Consider the following 18038-nt stretch of genomic DNA (forward strand, 5'->3'; position numbering starts at 1 on the left):
AATTGCTCCCGTAATACGGGGCAGGCGATTCCTTTGCCTAAAAATGAAATATTATGCGTGAAAACAAACGACTATCCCCGATCTGTCGCCGCACCAAAACTATATGGCTGCTACTGTTCCTACCGCTGTATGCCGGTAGCCTGTGGGCACAAAACGCCCACCCCGCCGCCATCGGCATTATCAAAAATGATCAGAACGAACGGCTCCCCAATGTGATGGTAAGAGTAGCCAACACCGACAATACCGTACTGGCCAGCACCGTTACCAACGACAAAGGTATCTTCACCTTTGCCAAACTGCCCGCCGGCGGCCCTTACCATTTTATCCTCTCCCAAATGGGATACATAACGGATACCCTCCACGGCTATACGATTACCGATTCAAGCAAATTATCCCTGGCGGTCACCCTGAAAAAAAAAGTAGAAGAACTGGAACAGGTACTCGTGACCGCCCTCGGCATTAAAAGGGAAAAGAAAGCATTGGGCTATTCCGTGGAAGAACTGACAGGCAAAGAATTTAACCGCGTTAACCAGGAAAATTTCCTCAACGCCATTTCCGGTAAGGTGGCCGGCGTAACCATCAACTCCACCGGCGGTCCCGGATCATCCGTCAGCATGATCATCAGGGGCGCTACCTCTCTCAGCAGCGACAACCAGCCCCTGTTTGTAGTAGATGGCGTACCACTGGCCAACACCATCAACAACATCAGCAAAATAGGGAAAGATAATATGGTGGATTATGGTAACGCCATCTCCGATATCAACATGGATAACATCGAAAGCGTGACAATCCTGAAAGGTCCCAGCGCCGCTGCCCTATATGGTTCACGTGCCGGCAACGGCGTGGTGCTCATCACCACTAAAACCGGTAAAAAAGTAGATCGCACCACAGTCAACGCCTCCATCAACACGGTATTCGACAAACCCTACAAATTCCTGAAATGGCAACATAAATTTGGTGCCGGGCAATTCTCCGGTATCCCGGTGTCCCGTAGTGGTAACCTCCTCACCAACCCCTTTGGCACCATCATATCGGAAAATGTAGATGGCACCTTCGGCGCGGAGCTGGACATGGGATATGAAGAAGTGCAGTGGAACAGCCCACTCGATAAAAACGGTAAACGCATTCCCATGCCGCTGGTATCACATAAAGACAATGTGAAAAATTTTGTCAATACCGGCATCACCACTACCACCAACGTCTCACTGGCTAATAATAACAATAAGATGGCCTATCGCCTGGCCTATGTAAACATGAACAACAAGGGGATCATTCCGAATACCGATCTGTTCAAAAATGCACTGAACCTGAACTCCAGTTTACAGGTAAATTCAAAATTCAGTGTAAGCGCCAACGTGGATTTCAGTCGTACCAACTCCAACAACCGCCCAGCAGGCGATCGTGGCGCCAATCCCCTCCAGGCCGTGTACAGTATTTCCCCACACATTGATGTACGCGACCTGAAAGACTACTGGATGCCCGGGCAGGAAGGATTGCAACAACGCACTCAATACAATGGCGTATTCAACAATCCGTATTTCCTGGCCTATGAAGTGAAAAATGGATTTGTGAGAGATCGTGTATTCGGCAACGTGAGAGCCGACTGGAAAATATTGCCTTCCCTGACTTTCATGGCCCGCTATGCACTCGATACCTATGATGAAAAAAGAGAAACGAAAATAGCGACCAGCTATCTCAGCAATCCAGGCGGCGCCTATGGCATTATCAATATCAACAACTATGAGCGCAATATCGATGTGCTGCTTACCTACAAAAAAGATATCGGCGATGTAGATTTCACCCTCTCCGCCGGCGGAAACAAACGATACCAGACGGGTAAAAACATTACCACTGCTACTAAAGACGGCACCGGGCTTACTACTCCCGGCGTATATACCATTCAGAATATTGCCCCGCAAAACCTGGACTATAGCAGTACCCGCTATGAAAAAGGCGTCAACAGCGTATACGCTATGCTGAATGTGGGATACAAAGGCATGGCTTACCTGGACCTCACCGGCCGCAACGACTGGTCCAGCACCTTGCCTGAAGCCGCCGCCTACTTTTATCCTTCTGCCTCTCTGAGCCTGCTGGTCAATGAAATGATGCACATCACCTCCGATAACATCAACATGATTAAACTCAGGGGCGGCGCTGCACAGGTAGGTAACGATGCCGCACCTTATCAGCTACTGGGTACTTTATACAATGCAGGCGCCTGGGGTAACATCCCCCGCCTGAGTACTTCCGGCACTTTGCTGAATCCTTTCCTGAAACCGGAAATTGCCACTTCGTACGAAGGCGGCGTAGATGTAAACCTGTTCCGCAACCGCCTGCATATGGCGGCTACCTGGTATATGGTGGAAAACAAAAACCAGATCTTCAGTCCAAAAACACCGCCTTCTTCCGGCTACTCTTCCCGTAATATCAACGCAGGGCTGTTGAGAAGCCGGGGCATAGAACTCACGCTGGGAGGCACCCCGGTAGATCGCAAAAACTGGAGATGGGATGTTAACGTCAACTTTACCCGTAACCGTACCAAAATTATTTCCCTGCCCAACGACCTGCCTTATTACACCCTCTGGGAAGAAGGTAAAGGCGGCGCATGGACGTACGTAGGGGAAGATATAGGCGATATATACGACGCGCAGGTAGTAACGGTAACGGATAAGTCATCGCCCTATTATGGCTATCCGCTGCTGGATAATACCGGCAAATGGCAAAGCATAGATGCTATTAATACGCGTAACAAGATCGGCAACTTCAACCCCAAGTTTATTATGGGTTTGCAAACAGCCATTACTTATAAAAACTTTACACTGAGCATGACCTTTGACTGGAGAAACGGGGGCGACTTTGTTTCCCAGACTTACCGCTATGGAGAAGAGCATGGCAACTCCCAGTTGTTTCTCGACAAACTTACCAACCCCGGTAATATGAAAGGCCAGGAGTTACGCGATTACCTGGTGAGTCACCAGGATCAGCTGGTAATACCCAGTGGCAACAAATTCCCCCTCGTAGGCGGACCTACACCTGAATACAATAGCTATCCCTTTGCGTATGGTCCTTATGTACTGCCTTACGGAGGCGTATTCATTCCCGGTGTACGGGCCAAGGGCTATGATGCCAATGGCAACCCTACCGGCTATATTGAAAATCTCGGTAACGATGGCACAGTCACCCTTCCTTATGCCGCCAGCACTGCCTGGTCGTTTACCCGGGCGTTTCTGTTTCCTGCTTCCTACCTGAAGCTAAGGGAAGTATCCCTGTCGTACCAGCTACCGAAAAGATGGATTGCCTATGCAAAACTGCAAAATGCAGCCCTGTCTGTCTATAGCCGGAATATCATCCTGTGGACTGCTGCCAAGATCGGGATAGATCCTGAAAATGCCTACCAGCCCTCTACTACCGTACAAGGCTCCGGTATGCAGTTTATGCAGGGAATAGAAAGATATAATGTAACCCCATGGTCTATTCCAATGGGCGCCAAGTTGAACGTAACCTTTTAAGCGTTTCTTTAATTGTTGACATATGAAACCAGTTAATAAATCAATCCTTTTGTGCCTGGGGCTACTGCTTACTGCGTTGCCCGCCTGTAAAAAGGACCTCATCAAATTAAACGACAACCCCAATGGTTCCAATCCTGCCACCATCAATCCCAACCTGGTGCTATCCACGGTATTGACACAGGCAGGTATAGAGATCGTAACACTGGGGTACCAGGATATGGCCGGGGTGATGCAACATACCCAGAAAGATGGGTGGACCACCACCCACAATGAATACGACTGGGCGGGTACCAACAGCTGGACTGCCTACTATGATATCCTGAGAAATAACCAGCTGGTATATGACCGGGCCGTAACGCTCAACAATGAGCTGCAACAGGGTGTATCGTTGGTGATGAAATCCATGATGTTTGGATTGATCACCGACCTATGGGGCGATGCACCTTATACCCAGGCACTGAAAGGACAGCTCGGCGGCACAGACAATACGTTACCGGTATACGATCCTCAACAGGTGATTTATACCGGCATACTGGCCGACCTGGATAAAGCCAACACATTGCTGTCTAAGTCCAAAAGCGAGTATACCAACCCTATTGATGCGGTGGATGTATATTATGCCGGCGATCCCACCAAATGGCGCAAAATGGCCAATTCACTGGCTTTACGGTATTATATGCGCCTGTCGGAAAAGTTGCCGGATGTGGCCAAAGCAGGCATTGAAAAAATAGCGGGCGACCCGGCAAAATATCCCATCATCACCGATGCGTCTGAAGATGCGGCCATGTCGTTTCCCGGCAACAGCAACGCCGATTCCTGGCCCGCCAACGCCACCTATGATACTGATAGTAGCGGTTACCGGAGGCTGAAAATGTGCAATACGCTGGTGACGTATCTGCAAACCCGGCATGATCCGCGACTGGGCGTGTGGGCCAATAAAGTACAGTGTTTTTTACTGGTAGATAATAACCTGCCCCCCGGTACCGGCAATGTATACAAACCGGTAGACACCGTAGTGAACGGCGAAAGCCGGAAAGTGCGGTATATATCGCCTGATGTACTGGCGTCTAAAGGACTTACCCTCAATGATATTAACCAGGATGTAGATTATGTAGGCCTGCCTCCTGCTATCCCTGGTCCTGCCGTATATAATTTAAGTCCCGATGCCGGCCAGGCTTCCCGGAACCCGCATGTATCCTGGCTCAACGATATCTACAAACAGGCCAAAGGACCGCTGTTAAAAGCGCGGCTCATTTCCGCCGCAGAAGTACACTTTATTTTAGCTGAAGCAGCTGGGATAAAGGGCTGGGCTGCCGGCGATGGCGAAACGCATTATAACGCCGCTATAAAGGCTTCGCTCACTACCTGGGGACTGGCAGGTTACTATACCGCCTATATCTCCCAACCTGCGGTAAAATACAATCATAGCCAGCAGCAGATTGTGGAACAAAAATGGGTCGCCAGCTGGACCGCAGCCACCGAAGCCTGGGCCGACTTTAAAAGGACCGGCTATCCGCAACTGCATGCAGGCCCCTATGCCAAAGGCCCTGTAGTACCCGTACGCCTTTATTACATGCTGGAAGAAAGGAACCTGAACAAGGCCAACCTGGCAGATGCCCTGAAACGGCTGGAAGTGACCAACTATTCTTCGTTCGGCGCCAACGGGGCACAAAATAGTCCCTGGTCCAAACCATGGATTATCCAGGGCACTGGAAAACCCTGGTAAGTATTGCTTATCTTAAACATATCATAACTATACCCACAATTAGTCCGCATATGAAGAAACTATTTTTTGTTTTGCTGGTAAACGTGTTGTTCCTGGCTGCGGCCATGGCTCAACAAACCATAACGCCCGCTACTGCACTGAGAGCATATCTCGATAACGACGACAAATCCTTTCACTGGGAAGTAAAAGACTCTTTCCAGGTGAATAACACCACCGCCTACAGTATACTCCTCACGTCGCAAAAGTGGCGGGAATATACCTGGACACATCAACTTACCATTTTTGTGCCCGGGACCATCGATTACGATGGCGCGCTCCTCTTTGTAACCGGCGGATCTAACCGTGACGGACAACCTAACTGGAACGGCCCTACGGATGAACTATACCAGCAGGTAGCGTCCCTGGCTACTACCAATCACGCAGTAACATCCGTATTACGGCAAACGCCCAATCAGCCGCTCTTTGGAAAGCTCACGGAAGATGCCCTGATTTCATTTACCCTGCATAACTTCAAAAAAGATGGCGACTATACCTGGCCGCTGTTGTTTCCCATGGTAAAAAGCGCTGTGCGCGCCATGGATGTAGTACAGGATTTCACTAAAAGCAAATCCATTCCCGTGTCCCGTTTCGTGGTATCCGGCGCCTCCAAACGGGGCTGGACCACCTGGCTCACCGGTGCCAACGACAGCCGCGTAGCAGCTATTGCCCCCATGGTAATAGATGTGCTGAACATGCCGGTAAGCCTCGACTACCAGATCAAAACCTGGAAAGAATACAGCATCCAGATAGAAGATTATGTGAAACTGGGTATCCCTCAAACCGCCCATACCGGCGAAGGACAGGCCATCAACACTATGATTGATCCTTACTCCTACCGTCAAAATCTGACCATGCCCAAAATGATTTTTATGGGCACCAACGACGAGTATTGGGTAGTAGATAATATTAAAAATTATATCGACAGCATACCCGGCAAAAACCTGATCAACTATGTGCCCAACGCAGGACATAGCCTGGGTAACAAAGCACAGGCTTTTGAAACGCTGGGCGCCTTCTTTGGCAATACACTTACCAAACAGCCTTATCCCGATTGCAGCTGGACCACCCGCACACGTCGTGGTAAAGTGAACGTAACCGCCAAAGCCAGCGCCGACAAACTGGTAGACGTGATCTTATGGTCGGCCGACTCCCCGGATATTGATTTCCGTAACGACAAATGGACGTCGAAAAGCATGGGCATTGCCCACCAGTCCACCGTAAAAGTAAGCACTCCCCTGCCGCAAAGCGGATATCGTGCTTTTTATGTAGACCTGAAATACACGAATCCTACCGGTGGCACCTATACCGTTAGCACGCGTGTATTTGTAACCGATACTAAACAGATATTATAATATGAAAAAATTACTGCTGTTCGCAGGCACATTACTCACCCACTATACACTCCTGGCTCAACAGGCTACGCCCTTACTGCCAGCTACGCCACACAAATTTGTAGTAGTAGCACACCGGGGCTATCATATCCATGTTCCTGAAAACACCGTGGCCGCCGTGGAGGCTACCGCGCAATGCGGGGCTGACTATGCCGAGCTGGACCTGCGCACCACGAAAGACGGAAAGCTGGTATTGATGCACGATGCTACCGTAAACCGGACCACCGGCGGCGAAGAAAAGGTAGCCGACCTTACCCTGGCACAGCTGCGGCAGCTATCGCTGAAAGGCAATGATGGCAAGACTTACCGTGTACCTACCTTCGCCGAAGCATTGCAGGCAGCAAAGGGGAAAGTAAATATCTATCTCGATTTTAAAGAAGCCGATGTGGCGGAAACCTGGAAACAAATACAGGCAGCCGGCATGGAAAAACAGGTAGTGGTATACCTGAATAAAAAAGAGCAATACCGCCCCTGGAGAAGTATCGCGCCGCAGGTGCCCCTGATGACCAGCCTGCCCGATGAAATGAATACCCCTGCACAGCTGGAAGCCTTCCTGAACATGGTCACCGTTTCCGTGCTGGACAACCTCACCGACAGCACCCTGCTGGCAGTCGCCCGCCGGCACAACGTGGCGGTGTGGCTGGATGCACAAACGCCAACGGAAGGTCCCGGCGAATGGAATGCCGTGCTCCGCAAGGGCGTACAGGGAATACAAAGCGATCACCCGGACGCCCTGGTCAGCTATCTCATGAAAAATAACCTGCGGGATGGGCTTACTAACGCCAACACCTATACGCCTGTCACCGGCCGTTATATCACCCTCCGTGATGTGCCTTATGGCGATGCCGGGGAAGATAATATGCTGGATGCCTATCTTCCGGAAGACCACCAGCCGCAAACAAAGATGATTGTATACCTGCATGGTGGCGGTTGGACAGGCGGTGATAAAAAAGAACTGCCTGCGCAGCTGATCAGCGAACTGGCCGGCAAACTGCACTACGGCGTTATATCTATGAACTACCGTCTTATCAGGGATGGGAAAAACGTATACCCGGCACAGTTAGACGATATCCGGAAAGCATTGGCTTTTATCAGCAGCAAAGCGAAGAAATATCAATTCGACGGTACGCAGTTCGCGCTGATAGGCGGCAGCGCCGGCGCTTACCTGGCCCTGCAATACGCTTATGCTTATGACTCCCTGCGCCAGGTGAAAACGGTGATTGACCTCTGGGGGCCTACCGATTTCACAGATAAAAAAGTACGCCAGGAAAATAAAGATGCCGACGAAAAAGTGGTGCGCCTATTGGGCGTTGCTGATCCGGCAGCCCAGCTGGCCTATGATGCAAGTCCCTATCACCAGCTCAGCGCTGCCAATGGCGTACCTACTTTGTTGTTTCATGGCGACGAAGATCCGCTGGTACATGTTAGTCAGTCAGAAAAGCTATATGCTAAACTTACCTCCCTGCATATTCCCACGCGGTTTGAAAGATACCCGCATGAAAAGCATGGCGTGGGCGCGGCAGCCACCGTGGATATATTTACGAAGCTGATTGGCTGGTTACAGCAATATTATCCAGCCCTGTAAGCAGAAAGCTTAAAGCAGAAAGCTATTGTAGCGAGTCGCCAACAAATATTCGCGAATAATATTCGCTACAATAGCTTTGTGCTTTCTGCTTTAAGCTTTCCGCTTTACAAACAACCCTCCCATCAATCCCCCCAGGAATCCCAATCCACCGGCTATACGTAAAATGTTGCCGTAGGCATCAATAAATCCCTGATGATAGACCGTAACGATCGTGCCATGCTGTGAAGCGGCTATATCGGCCGGTACAGCGGCGTTGCCCAGGTTCACCGTTTGCTCCATTACAGCAGCCTGCTGGGCGGAGGTAAGCGAAAGTGCGGCGATGCGCTGCTGCACCACTGCGGAAAAAAACAATACGGCCAGCGCGCCAAATGCCGCGTTAGCAAAAACGCCGGCAAGGCGGGAAACTGCGTTGTTGATGCCAGAGGCTGTACCCGATAAATGCGGACTAACAGCGCCCATCACCGTAGCCGTTAACGGCGCTACCGTAAATGACATGCCTAGTCCTAATACCAGCATCCCCGGGAAAAAGGTAGTCCAATAATCGGCAGGGCCCCGGGTTTGTTTTACAAAAGATAACCATAGCAAACCGGCGCCCGCAATACAGGGGCCCAATATGAGGAACAGCCTGGCGCCATATTTATCTGCCAGGGTACCGGCATACCGGGCCAACAAAATCATCAATATCGTAAAAGGTAAAAAGGTAAGTCCGGACTCCAGCTGGCTGTAGCCCTGTACCTGCACCAGGTTGAGCGACAGGAACAGCATGCCGGCTCCCAGGCCGGCGTACAGAAAAAAAGTAAGGAGATTGGCGCCCGTGAAAGTCATATTCCGAAATAAGTTCAATGGCAACATGGGGTCTGCACTTTTATATTCTACCCAGATGAAAATCAACAGTAGCAGTACGCCGCCAGCTAATGTGCCATATACCTGCGGATGAGCGAAGCCCAAGGAAGGCATGCGCAGCAGTCCAAACGTAAGCAGGGCCAGTGCCAGGGCAATCAGTCCGGCGCCCATAAAATCTATACCGGGCGCGCTGTTGTCTTCCCTTCTTTCCTGCACTTTGGTGGCTAACAGCAGTAGCGCTATTACGCCTATAGGTAAGTTGATGAAGAAGATGTAACGCCACAATCCTGCATCGGCCAGGGCGCCGCCTAATACCGGTCCTCCCATAGTTACTAATGTAGTAACCGACGACCAGGTACCGATCGCTTTTCCCCGCTCATTTTCATCGATAGAAGCGGCAATCATGGCCAGGCTTCCCGGTATCATCAGGGCGCCGCCAATACCCTGGATAATCCGGAAGATAATCAGCCATAATGCGCTACCCGCCACACCACAGGCGGCCGACCCCAGTATAAAAATGGTAATGCCGGTCATAAATATTTTCTTACGTCCCAGCTTGTCACCCAACGCCCCGCCAATCAGTATCAACGCGGCCAGCATCAGCATATAGGCATTTAATACCCAGAAAAGATCAGCGGCAGAAGCCTGCAAAGCCCGCTGTAGCGCAGGGAGCACCACATTGAGTGCAGTACCATCTATAAACGCCATCGCTGAAGCCAGGATGGTGGCAACCATGATCCATCTGCCTTCCTTACTGTGGAGTGATACGGTGGGAGTCATAGCGTTATTTTTAGCGGGGAGGTATCCTTAAATATACGCTATTTTCTGCGCAAAGGAGGCACGCTCACGCAAAGGAGCAAAGAAGCAGAGCAGCAAAGAAAATATTAGATTTTTCATCTTCTTCTTTCTTTGCTGCTCTGCTTCTTTGCTCCTTTGCGTGAGCGTGAGCGTGAGCGTGTTGCTATCGGTTACAGGGAAGAGTTGGGTTCTTCTGCCGGAGGTACGGCTCCTTCGTCAGGAGTGCCACCTACCGTAGTGTCGCCTTCCAGTATTTTTTCTTCTTTATTGCGACGGAATAATTTCCTGATAAATCCTGCCAGTGCGGCAAATCCCAGCAAAATAAACTTCCAGCCAGCTGCTAAGAACTTAACGATGATGGCAAAGAAGCCTACTTTCGCCAGCACTTTACCGGCTACGAGTCCACCGATGGTCCAGGCGGCCACATTGTCGATCTTGGGATCAAAATCGGTATAGGCATTCCCGTCGGTGAAGGTAGCCATGTGCAATACCTTTCCGATATCTGCTTTTACCAGTGGCAGTTCCTGCATGGTACATACTGCATTCAGCGAAAGGATACCATGCCGGCCCAGGATACGGATCTGGTAGTTGAGGGTATTAATGCCATCCTGGTCGCCGAAATGAATTTCCTTGGCCCAGTGCAACACTTTATTTTCCTTATCATAAAACGGCGCCTGCGCCCAGCCTACCAGGTGAATGGCCGGATAGCCTTCTTTCAGGCGTTGCGCATTTTCTTCTTTTTCGTCCTTTTGCAGGTTTTTCAGCATCTCATCGTAGTTGATTTTCCCGGCATCGTCATCCTTTACATAACCGATGTCTTCATACTCCACCACAAATGCGTAGCTGCTGTCGCTGAAAGGGTCTGATTTTTCCGGGAAGATCATGCCCAGGGTATTGGCCGCATTCGACTCGGGGTTGCCCCATAGCGTGGTCAATACATACTTGCTCTGTTCCTTGTTCAGGAACTTAAAGCCTGCCGGGATCTTAATTTCCGCCTTGCCGCCGGGAAGGTGGATCAAACCCGTTTCATACTTTTGTGCTTTCCGGATGGAGTCAATTGTTTTTTCCACCTGCCGACTGGAAATTTCCAGGGAATCACTAATGGGGGCTGCCTGGGTACAAAGGGGTACAAACAGCGTACATGCCAGATATAGGTTCTTTAACATAATGAATGAATATTTCAGGGGGCAAAAATGCAATAAATATTTCACATTAAAAAGCTGCTTCGGGCCAGGAACTGAAGAATGAACAAGGGTTAGCCCGGGAATGAATAAAATGAATGATAGAACCCACTTGATTTGTACTACATTTAGGTAAGCGCAGATAGCGGTCAAATGTGCTACCAGCAGTAACTCCCCGAAACCAATAACATGAATACGCTTAGCCAGTCGTTTAAAAAAGTGTATGTTTTCCTTTTTGCCAGGAAAGCTTTTTATTCACTGCATCTCCTGGGTTATAAACTTAGCATGCTGGGCATGGGTATTCAGAACTATGAAAATGACCGCGTATCCGGAGAGAAAGCTTTCATCAAGTATCTCATTGCCCGTAACAAGCTGCAGTCGGGCGTTATCTTCGACATCGGCGCTAATGTTGGCCACTACTCTATCATGCTCCGTAAGCACGGTATCACCTTACCTATCTTCGCTTTTGAGCCACACCCGGGCACTTTCCGCCGGCTGGTATCCATTGCAGATGCCTACCAGATAACACCCGTGTCTAAAGGCGCCGGGGAAACCACCGGCCATGCTGCTATTTACGACTACTCCGGACAGAATGGTTCCGAGCACGCCAGCATGTACCGCGATGTGATTACCCAACTGCGCAAAAGCGAGGTAGAAGAAATCAGTATCGACCTTACCAGCATCGATGAATTTGCAGCAGCAAACCAGGTATCAAAAATTGCGCTGCTGAAAATAGATACCGAAGGACATGAACTACAGGTGCTCAAAGGCGCCAGGCGCTGTATCGAGAAGGGAATGGTAGACGTGATCCAGATGGAGTTCAATGAAATGAATATCATCTCCAAAACATTCTTTAAAGATATTGTGGACCTACTGCCTGGCTACGACTTTTACCGGCTGTTACCCGACGGACTAAAAGCATTGGGCAAATACCATCCTATACACTACGAAATATTTTCGTTCCAGAATATTGTCGCCATGCGGCGACTATCATAGCCGACGGTTCACTTCGGATTCGAAGTTACTCATAATGTAATCTACTGCCAGGTGATTTTCTGCATAGCGCCTGGCATTCCTGCATATTTCCGTGGCCTCCTCCTGCCCCCAGCGACTGATAGCGGCCGTCAGCGCGTCGGGATCATCTGCATTCACCAACACCCCATTCCGGTGTAACTGCACCAGCTCATGTAAACCGGTACCACCATTGGCCGTAATAATGGCCAGTCCGCCCACGGCCATAATCGTAGTCAGCTTGGAGGGCATCACCAAATCGCCCGCATTGCTTTTCTGGATAACCAGGTGCAGATCGGCCATATTAAGGAAGCTGTTGAACTTAGCTTCCGGCTGCAACGGTATGAAATGAACATTGGAAAGCCTCCATGCGTTGGCCTGTTCCTGCAATCGCATTCTGTACGGCCCGGTACCACATATCAGGAATGTCCACCCTTGTTCGGTTTGCAGCGTTTTTGCTGCCTGCAGGATAGATTCCAGGCCCTGCTTCTCTCCCAGTGCTCCCGAATACAACACAATACGATCACTCCCCCTGAACCCAAATGCTTCTTTCAGCGCAACACGGTTATCCATCGGGTAAAAGGAGGTAATATCCACCCAGTTGGGAAATAACAACACCTCTCCATTAAACTTAGCTTTTATTTTCCGGATCATCCCTTCCGCAATACTGCTTACAATATCTGCCTGTTGCAGGATAAACCGCTCTGTGGCAAATAAGGCTTTCAGCAGCCACCCTGCTTTGATCATTCCCAGGTCCTTTGCCGCATCTACCTGCAAATCCTGGATATGGTATAGGAAGGTGGTTTGCCGGAATTTTTTATATAACACGCCCAGCAAGCCCAGTTGAAAGGAAGGCGCTACTACGATGACAAAGTCATACCGGCGATGAAAGAGCAGCTGTATTACCTTCCATCCGGCTGATAAGCTAAAAGAAAAATCCTGCAACATTCGCTGGGCGCCGGAAGGCTTTCCCGGCACATACTGTGGGCAGCGGTATACGGTAATCTTTCCTTCGCCAGTATTGACCAATGTTTCCCTGGTATAGATAAATCTGCAACGGCGATAGGGTTCCTGTACCTTCCACTGGGGATAATAAGGATAGGTAGTTACAACGGTACAATCGTATCCACGGGTAGCCAGCCACTGTATCATTTCCCCGTTATATTTCCCGATACCATTCAGCTCAGGAGAAAAATTACCTGATATCAGTAATAAACGCCTTTGTTGCATAGATCAGTAAGCATTTTTATCTCCCTTTATGAGGTTCACCATAGTCTGAGCAATGATCTGCCAATCCAGCCAAAAGCTGTAATTCTCTATATACCATATGTCGAGGTTTATACGCCGTTGCAGCTGTTCAGGGTTAGATCCTTCACCGCGACACCCGTTTACCTGTGCCCATCCTGTAATACCCGGCTTCACGAGGTGCCGTAGCATATAATGCTGAATGGTTTCCTTTAACTCCATGTGCATAGGCGTGGCATGTGGCCGGGGACCGACAAAAGACATCTCGCCTTTCAACACGTTAAAAAACTGGGGTAGTTCATCCAGGCTGGTCCGACGCAAAAAGCGTCCCAGGACAGTAATCCTGGCATCATTTCTCGCCGTAGGCGTAAATACACTACTATCAGCCTTCTCATGGTCCACGACCATAGTCCTGAACTTATAAAAAGTAAGCCGCTTATTCCTGAACCCATACCGTTCCTGCTTATAAATAACAGGCCCTCCCGACGTGAGCTTGATCAGCAGGGCGATCAGCAGGAAAAGCCAGGAGAAGGCAGCCATCAGTATCAGGGTAAATACTACATCAAAAATGCGTTTCAGCTGCTGATTACTCGGATCATCCAATGGAGAAGACCGTACTGTGATAAGCGGAAACGTACCAAAAAGACTCATGGATACCGTGGTTGTGCAATGCTGGTAGCAATTGGCGATAATCCTGACCCGGGAGGTGGCCTTTTCACTCGTCAGGATAATATGTTCTGTTTCCTCCCGGGTACTTTCGGGCAACGCCACAATCACATCATCTACTTCATGCACTTCCAGTATCTGTTTCAATTCCGACAGCCGTCCCAGGTACTGCCCGTTCAACGATGGATTTGCGCAGTCATCTACAAAACCTACACAGCGGTAACCAAAATGATCGTTCGACTGGATAGTGTGATGAAAACGCAACCCCGTTTCTCCTGCTCCTACAATGAGCATGTTCCGCTGGTTATATCCGCGTATCCATAATTTCAGCATGAATTTCTTGATCACGAACTTGGAAAGCAGCATACCTGGGAAAATATAAGCACTATAAGCCAGCAAAAATGTGCGGGGAGAAGCCAGGTATTTGAAGAAATAAAAAACAGCAAACGTTAACAGGAACACGTGCAGCAACGATGTTTTCAATATCGCTACAAACTCGTAAGAGAACGGCCTGGAGCGGTAATCGTCATACAGGTGCACGTAAGCTCCTCCAATCGTCCAGATCAGCATGCTAACAACCATCAGCTGCAAATGAATACCTGCTGTCAGCTTCATGCCGATATAATGACAAGCCAGCAGGTAGCTGATCTCCAGGATGAGGCAATCAATCAATTGCCTCAACAGGCGGTTTACATCAAAAGCGGGTTTCATAGTCAACGTTTTGAAATAATGACCGGATACATTCCGTTATCTCTTTCTTTTATACAACAAGTCCATTTGCAGGATCTGTAACTGCTCTGATTGCAGGAATCCCACCGGCGCCACCAGTTCAAATCCATGGCCTTTTACAAAATCATGCATTTCATCAAACAGCGGTTCTTCTTCATACATCCTTACGAAAGAAGTTTCAAACAACAGGTAGTCTACCTGCGCCAGGCTATGCAAAGCGCCTAACAATACTTCCTTTTCAAATCCCTGTACATCCAGTTTCAGTAATACCGGCGCCTCCAGGCATAACTCGGCCTGCAGGCTATCCAGGCGTTTCACCACTACCTGGATACGCCGGGCTTCGGCAGTTTGCGGCATCAGCTGTTGTTGCAGCTCAGATACCTTCAGTGCAGAACTGGCATGTGAATAAGCGTGACTGAAAAAATCCAGCGTGCCGTCGCTGCTGCCTAATGCGCAGTTGAAAATAGCAATGGCAGGCATTGCCCGTGTGTTGTGCTGCAACTCCTGGTACACCGCTGGCACAGGTTCAAAAGAAAATATTTTTGCATCGGGATAGCGGTGTGCCGCAGCCAGTGCAAACTGCCCCTTGTTGGCCCCCACATCGATCACCGTACTTAACCGGGGAATATAAAGTCCGCAGTTATGCAGGATCCGGACCGACGCCACCGAAGCCCCCGGCCGCATCATGGAAGCAATCCCTCTCCCTGATGTAAACATCACTTTTGCCGCATCTGCCATTTTAAATAAGAGGCTCATCCCGAAAATTTATTATTCCAACAATCCTGGTAAAATGCAAGGGTTTCCTTTACGGTTCGCTCCCAGCTAAACTGCTTTACCTGCTGCCATCCACGCTGGATATATTGTTGTCGTACAGCTTGATCTTCCAGCCATCTTATCCCTGTGACAAAGGCTTCGGCATCGGGCCTATCGGCCAGCCAGCCGGCAGCTCCTACCACTTCCGGTATGGAAGCCGCATGGGTACTTACCACCGGGCAACCCGCTTTCATGGCTTCTCCCAGGGGAAATCCAAATCCCTCATATACCGAGGGATAGAGAAAGCAAAACGCGTGGTTATACAACTCGTTTAACTGCACCGTGCTAACAACCGGGAACAAGTGGTAATGACCCGGCAGCTGATCTTCCAGCAGCAGCAGCTCTTCTTCGCTCCAGGGTCCACCGCCTGCTGCCACTAGATTATAAGCGGGCAACAGGGCTGCTACAGCGTCAACGGCTACACTGAAATTCTTATATCCCTTCCTGGCGCCCACATATAAAATATAAGGAGCCCGCAGCGCTGCGGGCGGAGATATTGTTTTATCAAGTGGATAAAAGTCATCTGCAATACCATGATAAATAACTTTCAGTTTTGCCGGATCGGTGGCCGGATAGAAATGCAACAACTCTTGTTTCGTACTTTCCGAAATACAAATAATACCATCTGCTTTTTTTATACCATATGCTTTCTGCCAGGTATTAGCCAGGCGCCGGGGAAAACGGCTGGCCAGCTTCCGTTCGTGCGCAAAGTCATGTACCGTAAGCATATTCACAATATCTTTCTGGGGAGATACCCGCAAATACCCTCCATGAAATACCGCCATTGGCGGCAGCTTACACTGCAATGGCAAATAGCGCAGGTAGCGGGCGGGCAGCCGGCTTTCCCTGATACAGCGATAAGGCCGGTAGTCAATCTGTTGCTCAAACAGGTTGTCCTGCGCTGTACCTGCATTTAGAAAACTGACAGGCAAACCACTGTCGCAAATACCGCGTAACAACTCGTACCAGTAAACGGATACGCCGCCCGCCTGCTGGATAGTGAATACGATATTGTCGAGAAATATATTCATCCGGATCGTTATCTTTTTGTAGTTTGAATCAATCTTTCTCCGCCAACAAATTCCGCCTCCGTTCCAGGCCCGTAGGCCGTTAACATGGCCGTTATCACCAGGAACAAGTCGATCTGGCTAAAGAAAAAACAGGTGGCCACATAGGCCAGGTAGTTCCGGTTGAATCGCGAAATATCCCCGCTGGCCCTGGTCAGCATAAAGAAAAAGAATAGCAACGACACACCTCCAAATTCAGCCAGGATATAAAACCATCGCATATTGAGATTTTGTCCGCCAATACCTGCCAGGTGATTGGCATAACTCATCTGACCGAAAAAATATTGACTGGGAATAAAAGTGCTGTTGCCACCGCCGTAACCCGTCCACAACAAATACGGTTCATCTCTCAGAAAATCTACCACCGGCAACTCCATATCCCGCTGCAGGGGCAGCCCTAATATGATGTTATCCTTCTGCCAGTATTCATTATCATACCGGTAAGCTGATCTTTCAAAGATGAATTTGTACACCGGCTGATTTTTATTCTCCACATAATGCTGTAACAGGTAGTCTTTAAATTGCGCCACCAGCAAGAAAATGCCAATGATAAGGCCCAACGTTCCCAGTACTTTCGCCCTTACCGGGTAAACTTTCCCCCATACGAAAAATACAATACCTCCTGCCAGCAAATTGATCCAGAAGGTTTGTGAAGAAGTGATCACGCCCATCGCAAAAGCCAGGAAAGCAGCCCTGTATTGCCGGTCTCTCAGAAAGATGGGGATAGACAAAGACAAGAATGCACTAAATGTTTTTGGTTCGGAAAACAACGCCTGCGGGCGGATACCCAGTGGGCCATTAATTCCTTCCACCAGGTAGCGGTGCTGTAGTCCCAGTAATTCTCCCAGCTCCACATTCCTGAATACCATATGCACCACTAGCTGCACGCCACCGATAATGCAGGAAATGATGGAGATGCGCTTCATGGTTTCCGTAAACTGCTCAAAGGAATACTGATCGCGCTCCTGTACAATCTTAGCGCCAATAGCAAATAGCGGCAGGTACGTTTTTACATAGAAGTAAAGCGGCCGGAGGTAAAATGTGGCCGCACTATTATTGGGGTAAAAAAATGGATCCTTATACAACTGCGTAGTTAGTATCACGGCTATGTGCGACAGCAAGGGCAATATCAACAGGATGAAATACTCCTTCCGGATGTATAACTTCCCGGTAAATAAACGGTGGGCCTGGTCTACCAATATAAATATGCTGACAAAAAACGTGGCCGTAAAAGTAGGCCCGATGACTAACATGGTATAGGCCTCTGTTGCGAAAGCATACAACAGCATATCAACGATACCGATACGTTGTCTGTAATAGCTATACAACAAGATGCCTGTTACTACCAGGGGCATGGCCTCCCGGAAGCATTCTACGAACAAACTACTGCTTTGAAGGCCGCTATATCCCGCTTCCATTCAATTTATTTTTATTT

At 49.3% G+C, this 18038-nt stretch carries 12 protein-coding genes; 5 read left to right on the forward strand and 7 right to left on the reverse strand.

Annotation, left to right across the window (positions count from 1 at the left end):
• The first annotated feature begins 53 nt into the window (after nt 1-53).
• From HGH91_RS20315 to HGH91_RS20330, 4 genes are read left to right on the forward strand one after another with little or no spacing between them, the layout of a single operon-like run.
• Nucleotides 54-3509 carry a SusC/RagA family TonB-linked outer membrane protein gene (locus tag HGH91_RS20315; RefSeq protein WP_168740645.1) on the forward strand — a complete coding sequence of 1152 codons (3456 nt, stop codon included), beginning with the start codon at nt 54-56 and terminating at the stop codon, nt 3507-3509.
• Nucleotides 3510-3531: 22 nt separating this feature from the next.
• The gene (locus HGH91_RS20320) at nt 3532-5235 is read left to right on the forward strand and encodes a SusD/RagB family nutrient-binding outer membrane lipoprotein (protein WP_168740646.1); all 1704 of its coding nucleotides are present in this window, start codon (nt 3532-3534) and stop codon (nt 5233-5235) included.
• 50 nt (nt 5236-5285) lie between these two features.
• Complete coding sequence (locus HGH91_RS20325) at nt 5286-6626, forward strand: PhoPQ-activated pathogenicity-related family protein (protein WP_168740647.1); 1341 nt, start codon at nt 5286-5288, stop codon at nt 6624-6626.
• Between the two features lies 1 nt (nt 6627).
• A complete protein-coding gene (locus HGH91_RS20330) occupies nt 6628-8250 on the forward strand; it encodes a glycerophosphodiester phosphodiesterase family protein (protein ID WP_168740648.1) in 1623 nt (540 codons plus the stop codon).
• Between the two features lie 90 nt (nt 8251-8340).
• Here the strand turns inward: HGH91_RS20330 and HGH91_RS20335 are convergent, their stop codons facing one another.
• Together HGH91_RS20335 and HGH91_RS20340 are read right to left on the reverse strand one after the other, a co-directional pair.
• Nucleotides 8341-9873 (reverse strand): MFS transporter, encoded by a 1533-nt coding sequence (locus tag HGH91_RS20335; protein ID WP_168740649.1) that lies wholly within the window; start codon nt 9871-9873, stop codon nt 8341-8343.
• A 188-nt stretch (nt 9874-10061) separates the two neighbouring features.
• Nucleotides 10062-11057, reverse strand: a complete 996-nt coding sequence (locus HGH91_RS20340) for a DUF2167 domain-containing protein (RefSeq protein ID WP_168740650.1) — start codon at nt 11055-11057, stop codon at nt 10062-10064.
• Between the two features lie 204 nt (nt 11058-11261).
• Here HGH91_RS20340 and HGH91_RS20345 point away from each other — a divergent pair, with 204 nt between their 5' ends.
• Nucleotides 11262-12068 (forward strand): FkbM family methyltransferase, encoded by an 807-nt coding sequence (locus HGH91_RS20345; RefSeq protein WP_168740651.1) that lies wholly within the window; start codon nt 11262-11264, stop codon nt 12066-12068.
• Here the strand turns inward: HGH91_RS20345 and HGH91_RS20350 are convergent.
• Genes HGH91_RS20350 through HGH91_RS20370 form a run of 5 tightly spaced genes read right to left on the reverse strand, consistent with a single transcriptional unit; the run spans nt 12063 to nt 18021 of the window.
• Nucleotides 12063-13313 carry a WcaI family glycosyltransferase gene (locus tag HGH91_RS20350; protein WP_168740652.1) on the reverse strand — a complete coding sequence of 417 codons (1251 nt, stop codon included), beginning with the start codon at nt 13311-13313 and terminating at the stop codon, nt 12063-12065. The genes HGH91_RS20345 and HGH91_RS20350 overlap by 6 nt on opposite strands.
• A 3-nt stretch (nt 13314-13316) precedes the next feature.
• Nucleotides 13317-14705 carry an undecaprenyl-phosphate glucose phosphotransferase gene (locus HGH91_RS20355; RefSeq protein ID WP_168740653.1) on the reverse strand — a complete coding sequence of 463 codons (1389 nt, stop codon included), beginning with the start codon at nt 14703-14705 and terminating at the stop codon, nt 13317-13319.
• A 36-nt stretch (nt 14706-14741) separates the two neighbouring features.
• Entirely contained in the window at nt 14742-15479 is a 738-nt protein-coding gene (locus tag HGH91_RS20360; protein WP_168740654.1) for an FkbM family methyltransferase, read from the reverse strand.
• A complete protein-coding gene (locus tag HGH91_RS20365) occupies nt 15476-16567 on the reverse strand; it encodes a glycosyltransferase family 4 protein (protein WP_168740655.1) in 1092 nt (363 codons plus the stop codon). The genes HGH91_RS20360 and HGH91_RS20365 overlap by 4 nt, the downstream gene beginning before the upstream one ends.
• Nucleotides 16568-16575: 8 nt before the next feature.
• Nucleotides 16576-18021, reverse strand: coding sequence for a hypothetical protein (locus HGH91_RS20370; protein ID WP_168740656.1), 1446 nt, complete (start codon nt 18019-18021; stop codon nt 16576-16578).
• Between the last annotated feature and the right edge of the window lie 17 nt (nt 18022-18038).

The sequence above is a fragment of the Chitinophaga eiseniae genome (assembly GCF_012641265.1).
Taxonomy (GTDB): Bacteria; Bacteroidota; Bacteroidia; order Chitinophagales; family Chitinophagaceae; genus Chitinophaga; species Chitinophaga eiseniae_A.

Bases quoted from the DNA above. Each gene is read 5' to 3' on its own strand.
- HGH91_RS20315 (WP_168740645.1), top strand. From the start codon at position 54: ATGCGTGAAAACAAACGACTATCCCCGATCTGTCGCCGCACCAAAACT.
- HGH91_RS20320 (WP_168740646.1), top strand. From the start codon at position 3,532: ATGAAACCAGTTAATAAATCAATCCTTTTGTGCCTGGGGCTACTGCTT.
- HGH91_RS20325 (WP_168740647.1), top strand. From the start codon at position 5,286: ATGAAGAAACTATTTTTTGTTTTGCTGGTAAACGTGTTGTTCCTGGCT.
- HGH91_RS20330 (WP_168740648.1), top strand. From the start codon at position 6,628: ATGAAAAAATTACTGCTGTTCGCAGGCACATTACTCACCCACTATACA.
- HGH91_RS20335 (WP_168740649.1), bottom strand. From the start codon at position 9,873: ATGACTCCCACCGTATCACTCCACAGTAAGGAAGGCAGATGGATCATG.
- HGH91_RS20340 (WP_168740650.1), bottom strand. From the start codon at position 11,057: ATGTTAAAGAACCTATATCTGGCATGTACGCTGTTTGTACCCCTTTGT.
- HGH91_RS20345 (WP_168740651.1), top strand. From the start codon at position 11,262: ATGAATACGCTTAGCCAGTCGTTTAAAAAAGTGTATGTTTTCCTTTTT.
- HGH91_RS20350 (WP_168740652.1), bottom strand. From the start codon at position 13,313: ATGCAACAAAGGCGTTTATTACTGATATCAGGTAATTTTTCTCCTGAG.
- HGH91_RS20355 (WP_168740653.1), bottom strand. From the start codon at position 14,705: ATGAAACCCGCTTTTGATGTAAACCGCCTGTTGAGGCAATTGATTGAT.
- HGH91_RS20360 (WP_168740654.1), bottom strand. From the start codon at position 15,479: ATGAGCCTCTTATTTAAAATGGCAGATGCGGCAAAAGTGATGTTTACA.
- HGH91_RS20365 (WP_168740655.1), bottom strand. From the start codon at position 16,567: ATGAATATATTTCTCGACAATATCGTATTCACTATCCAGCAGGCGGGC.
- HGH91_RS20370 (WP_168740656.1), bottom strand. From the start codon at position 18,021: ATGGAAGCGGGATATAGCGGCCTTCAAAGCAGTAGTTTGTTCGTAGAA.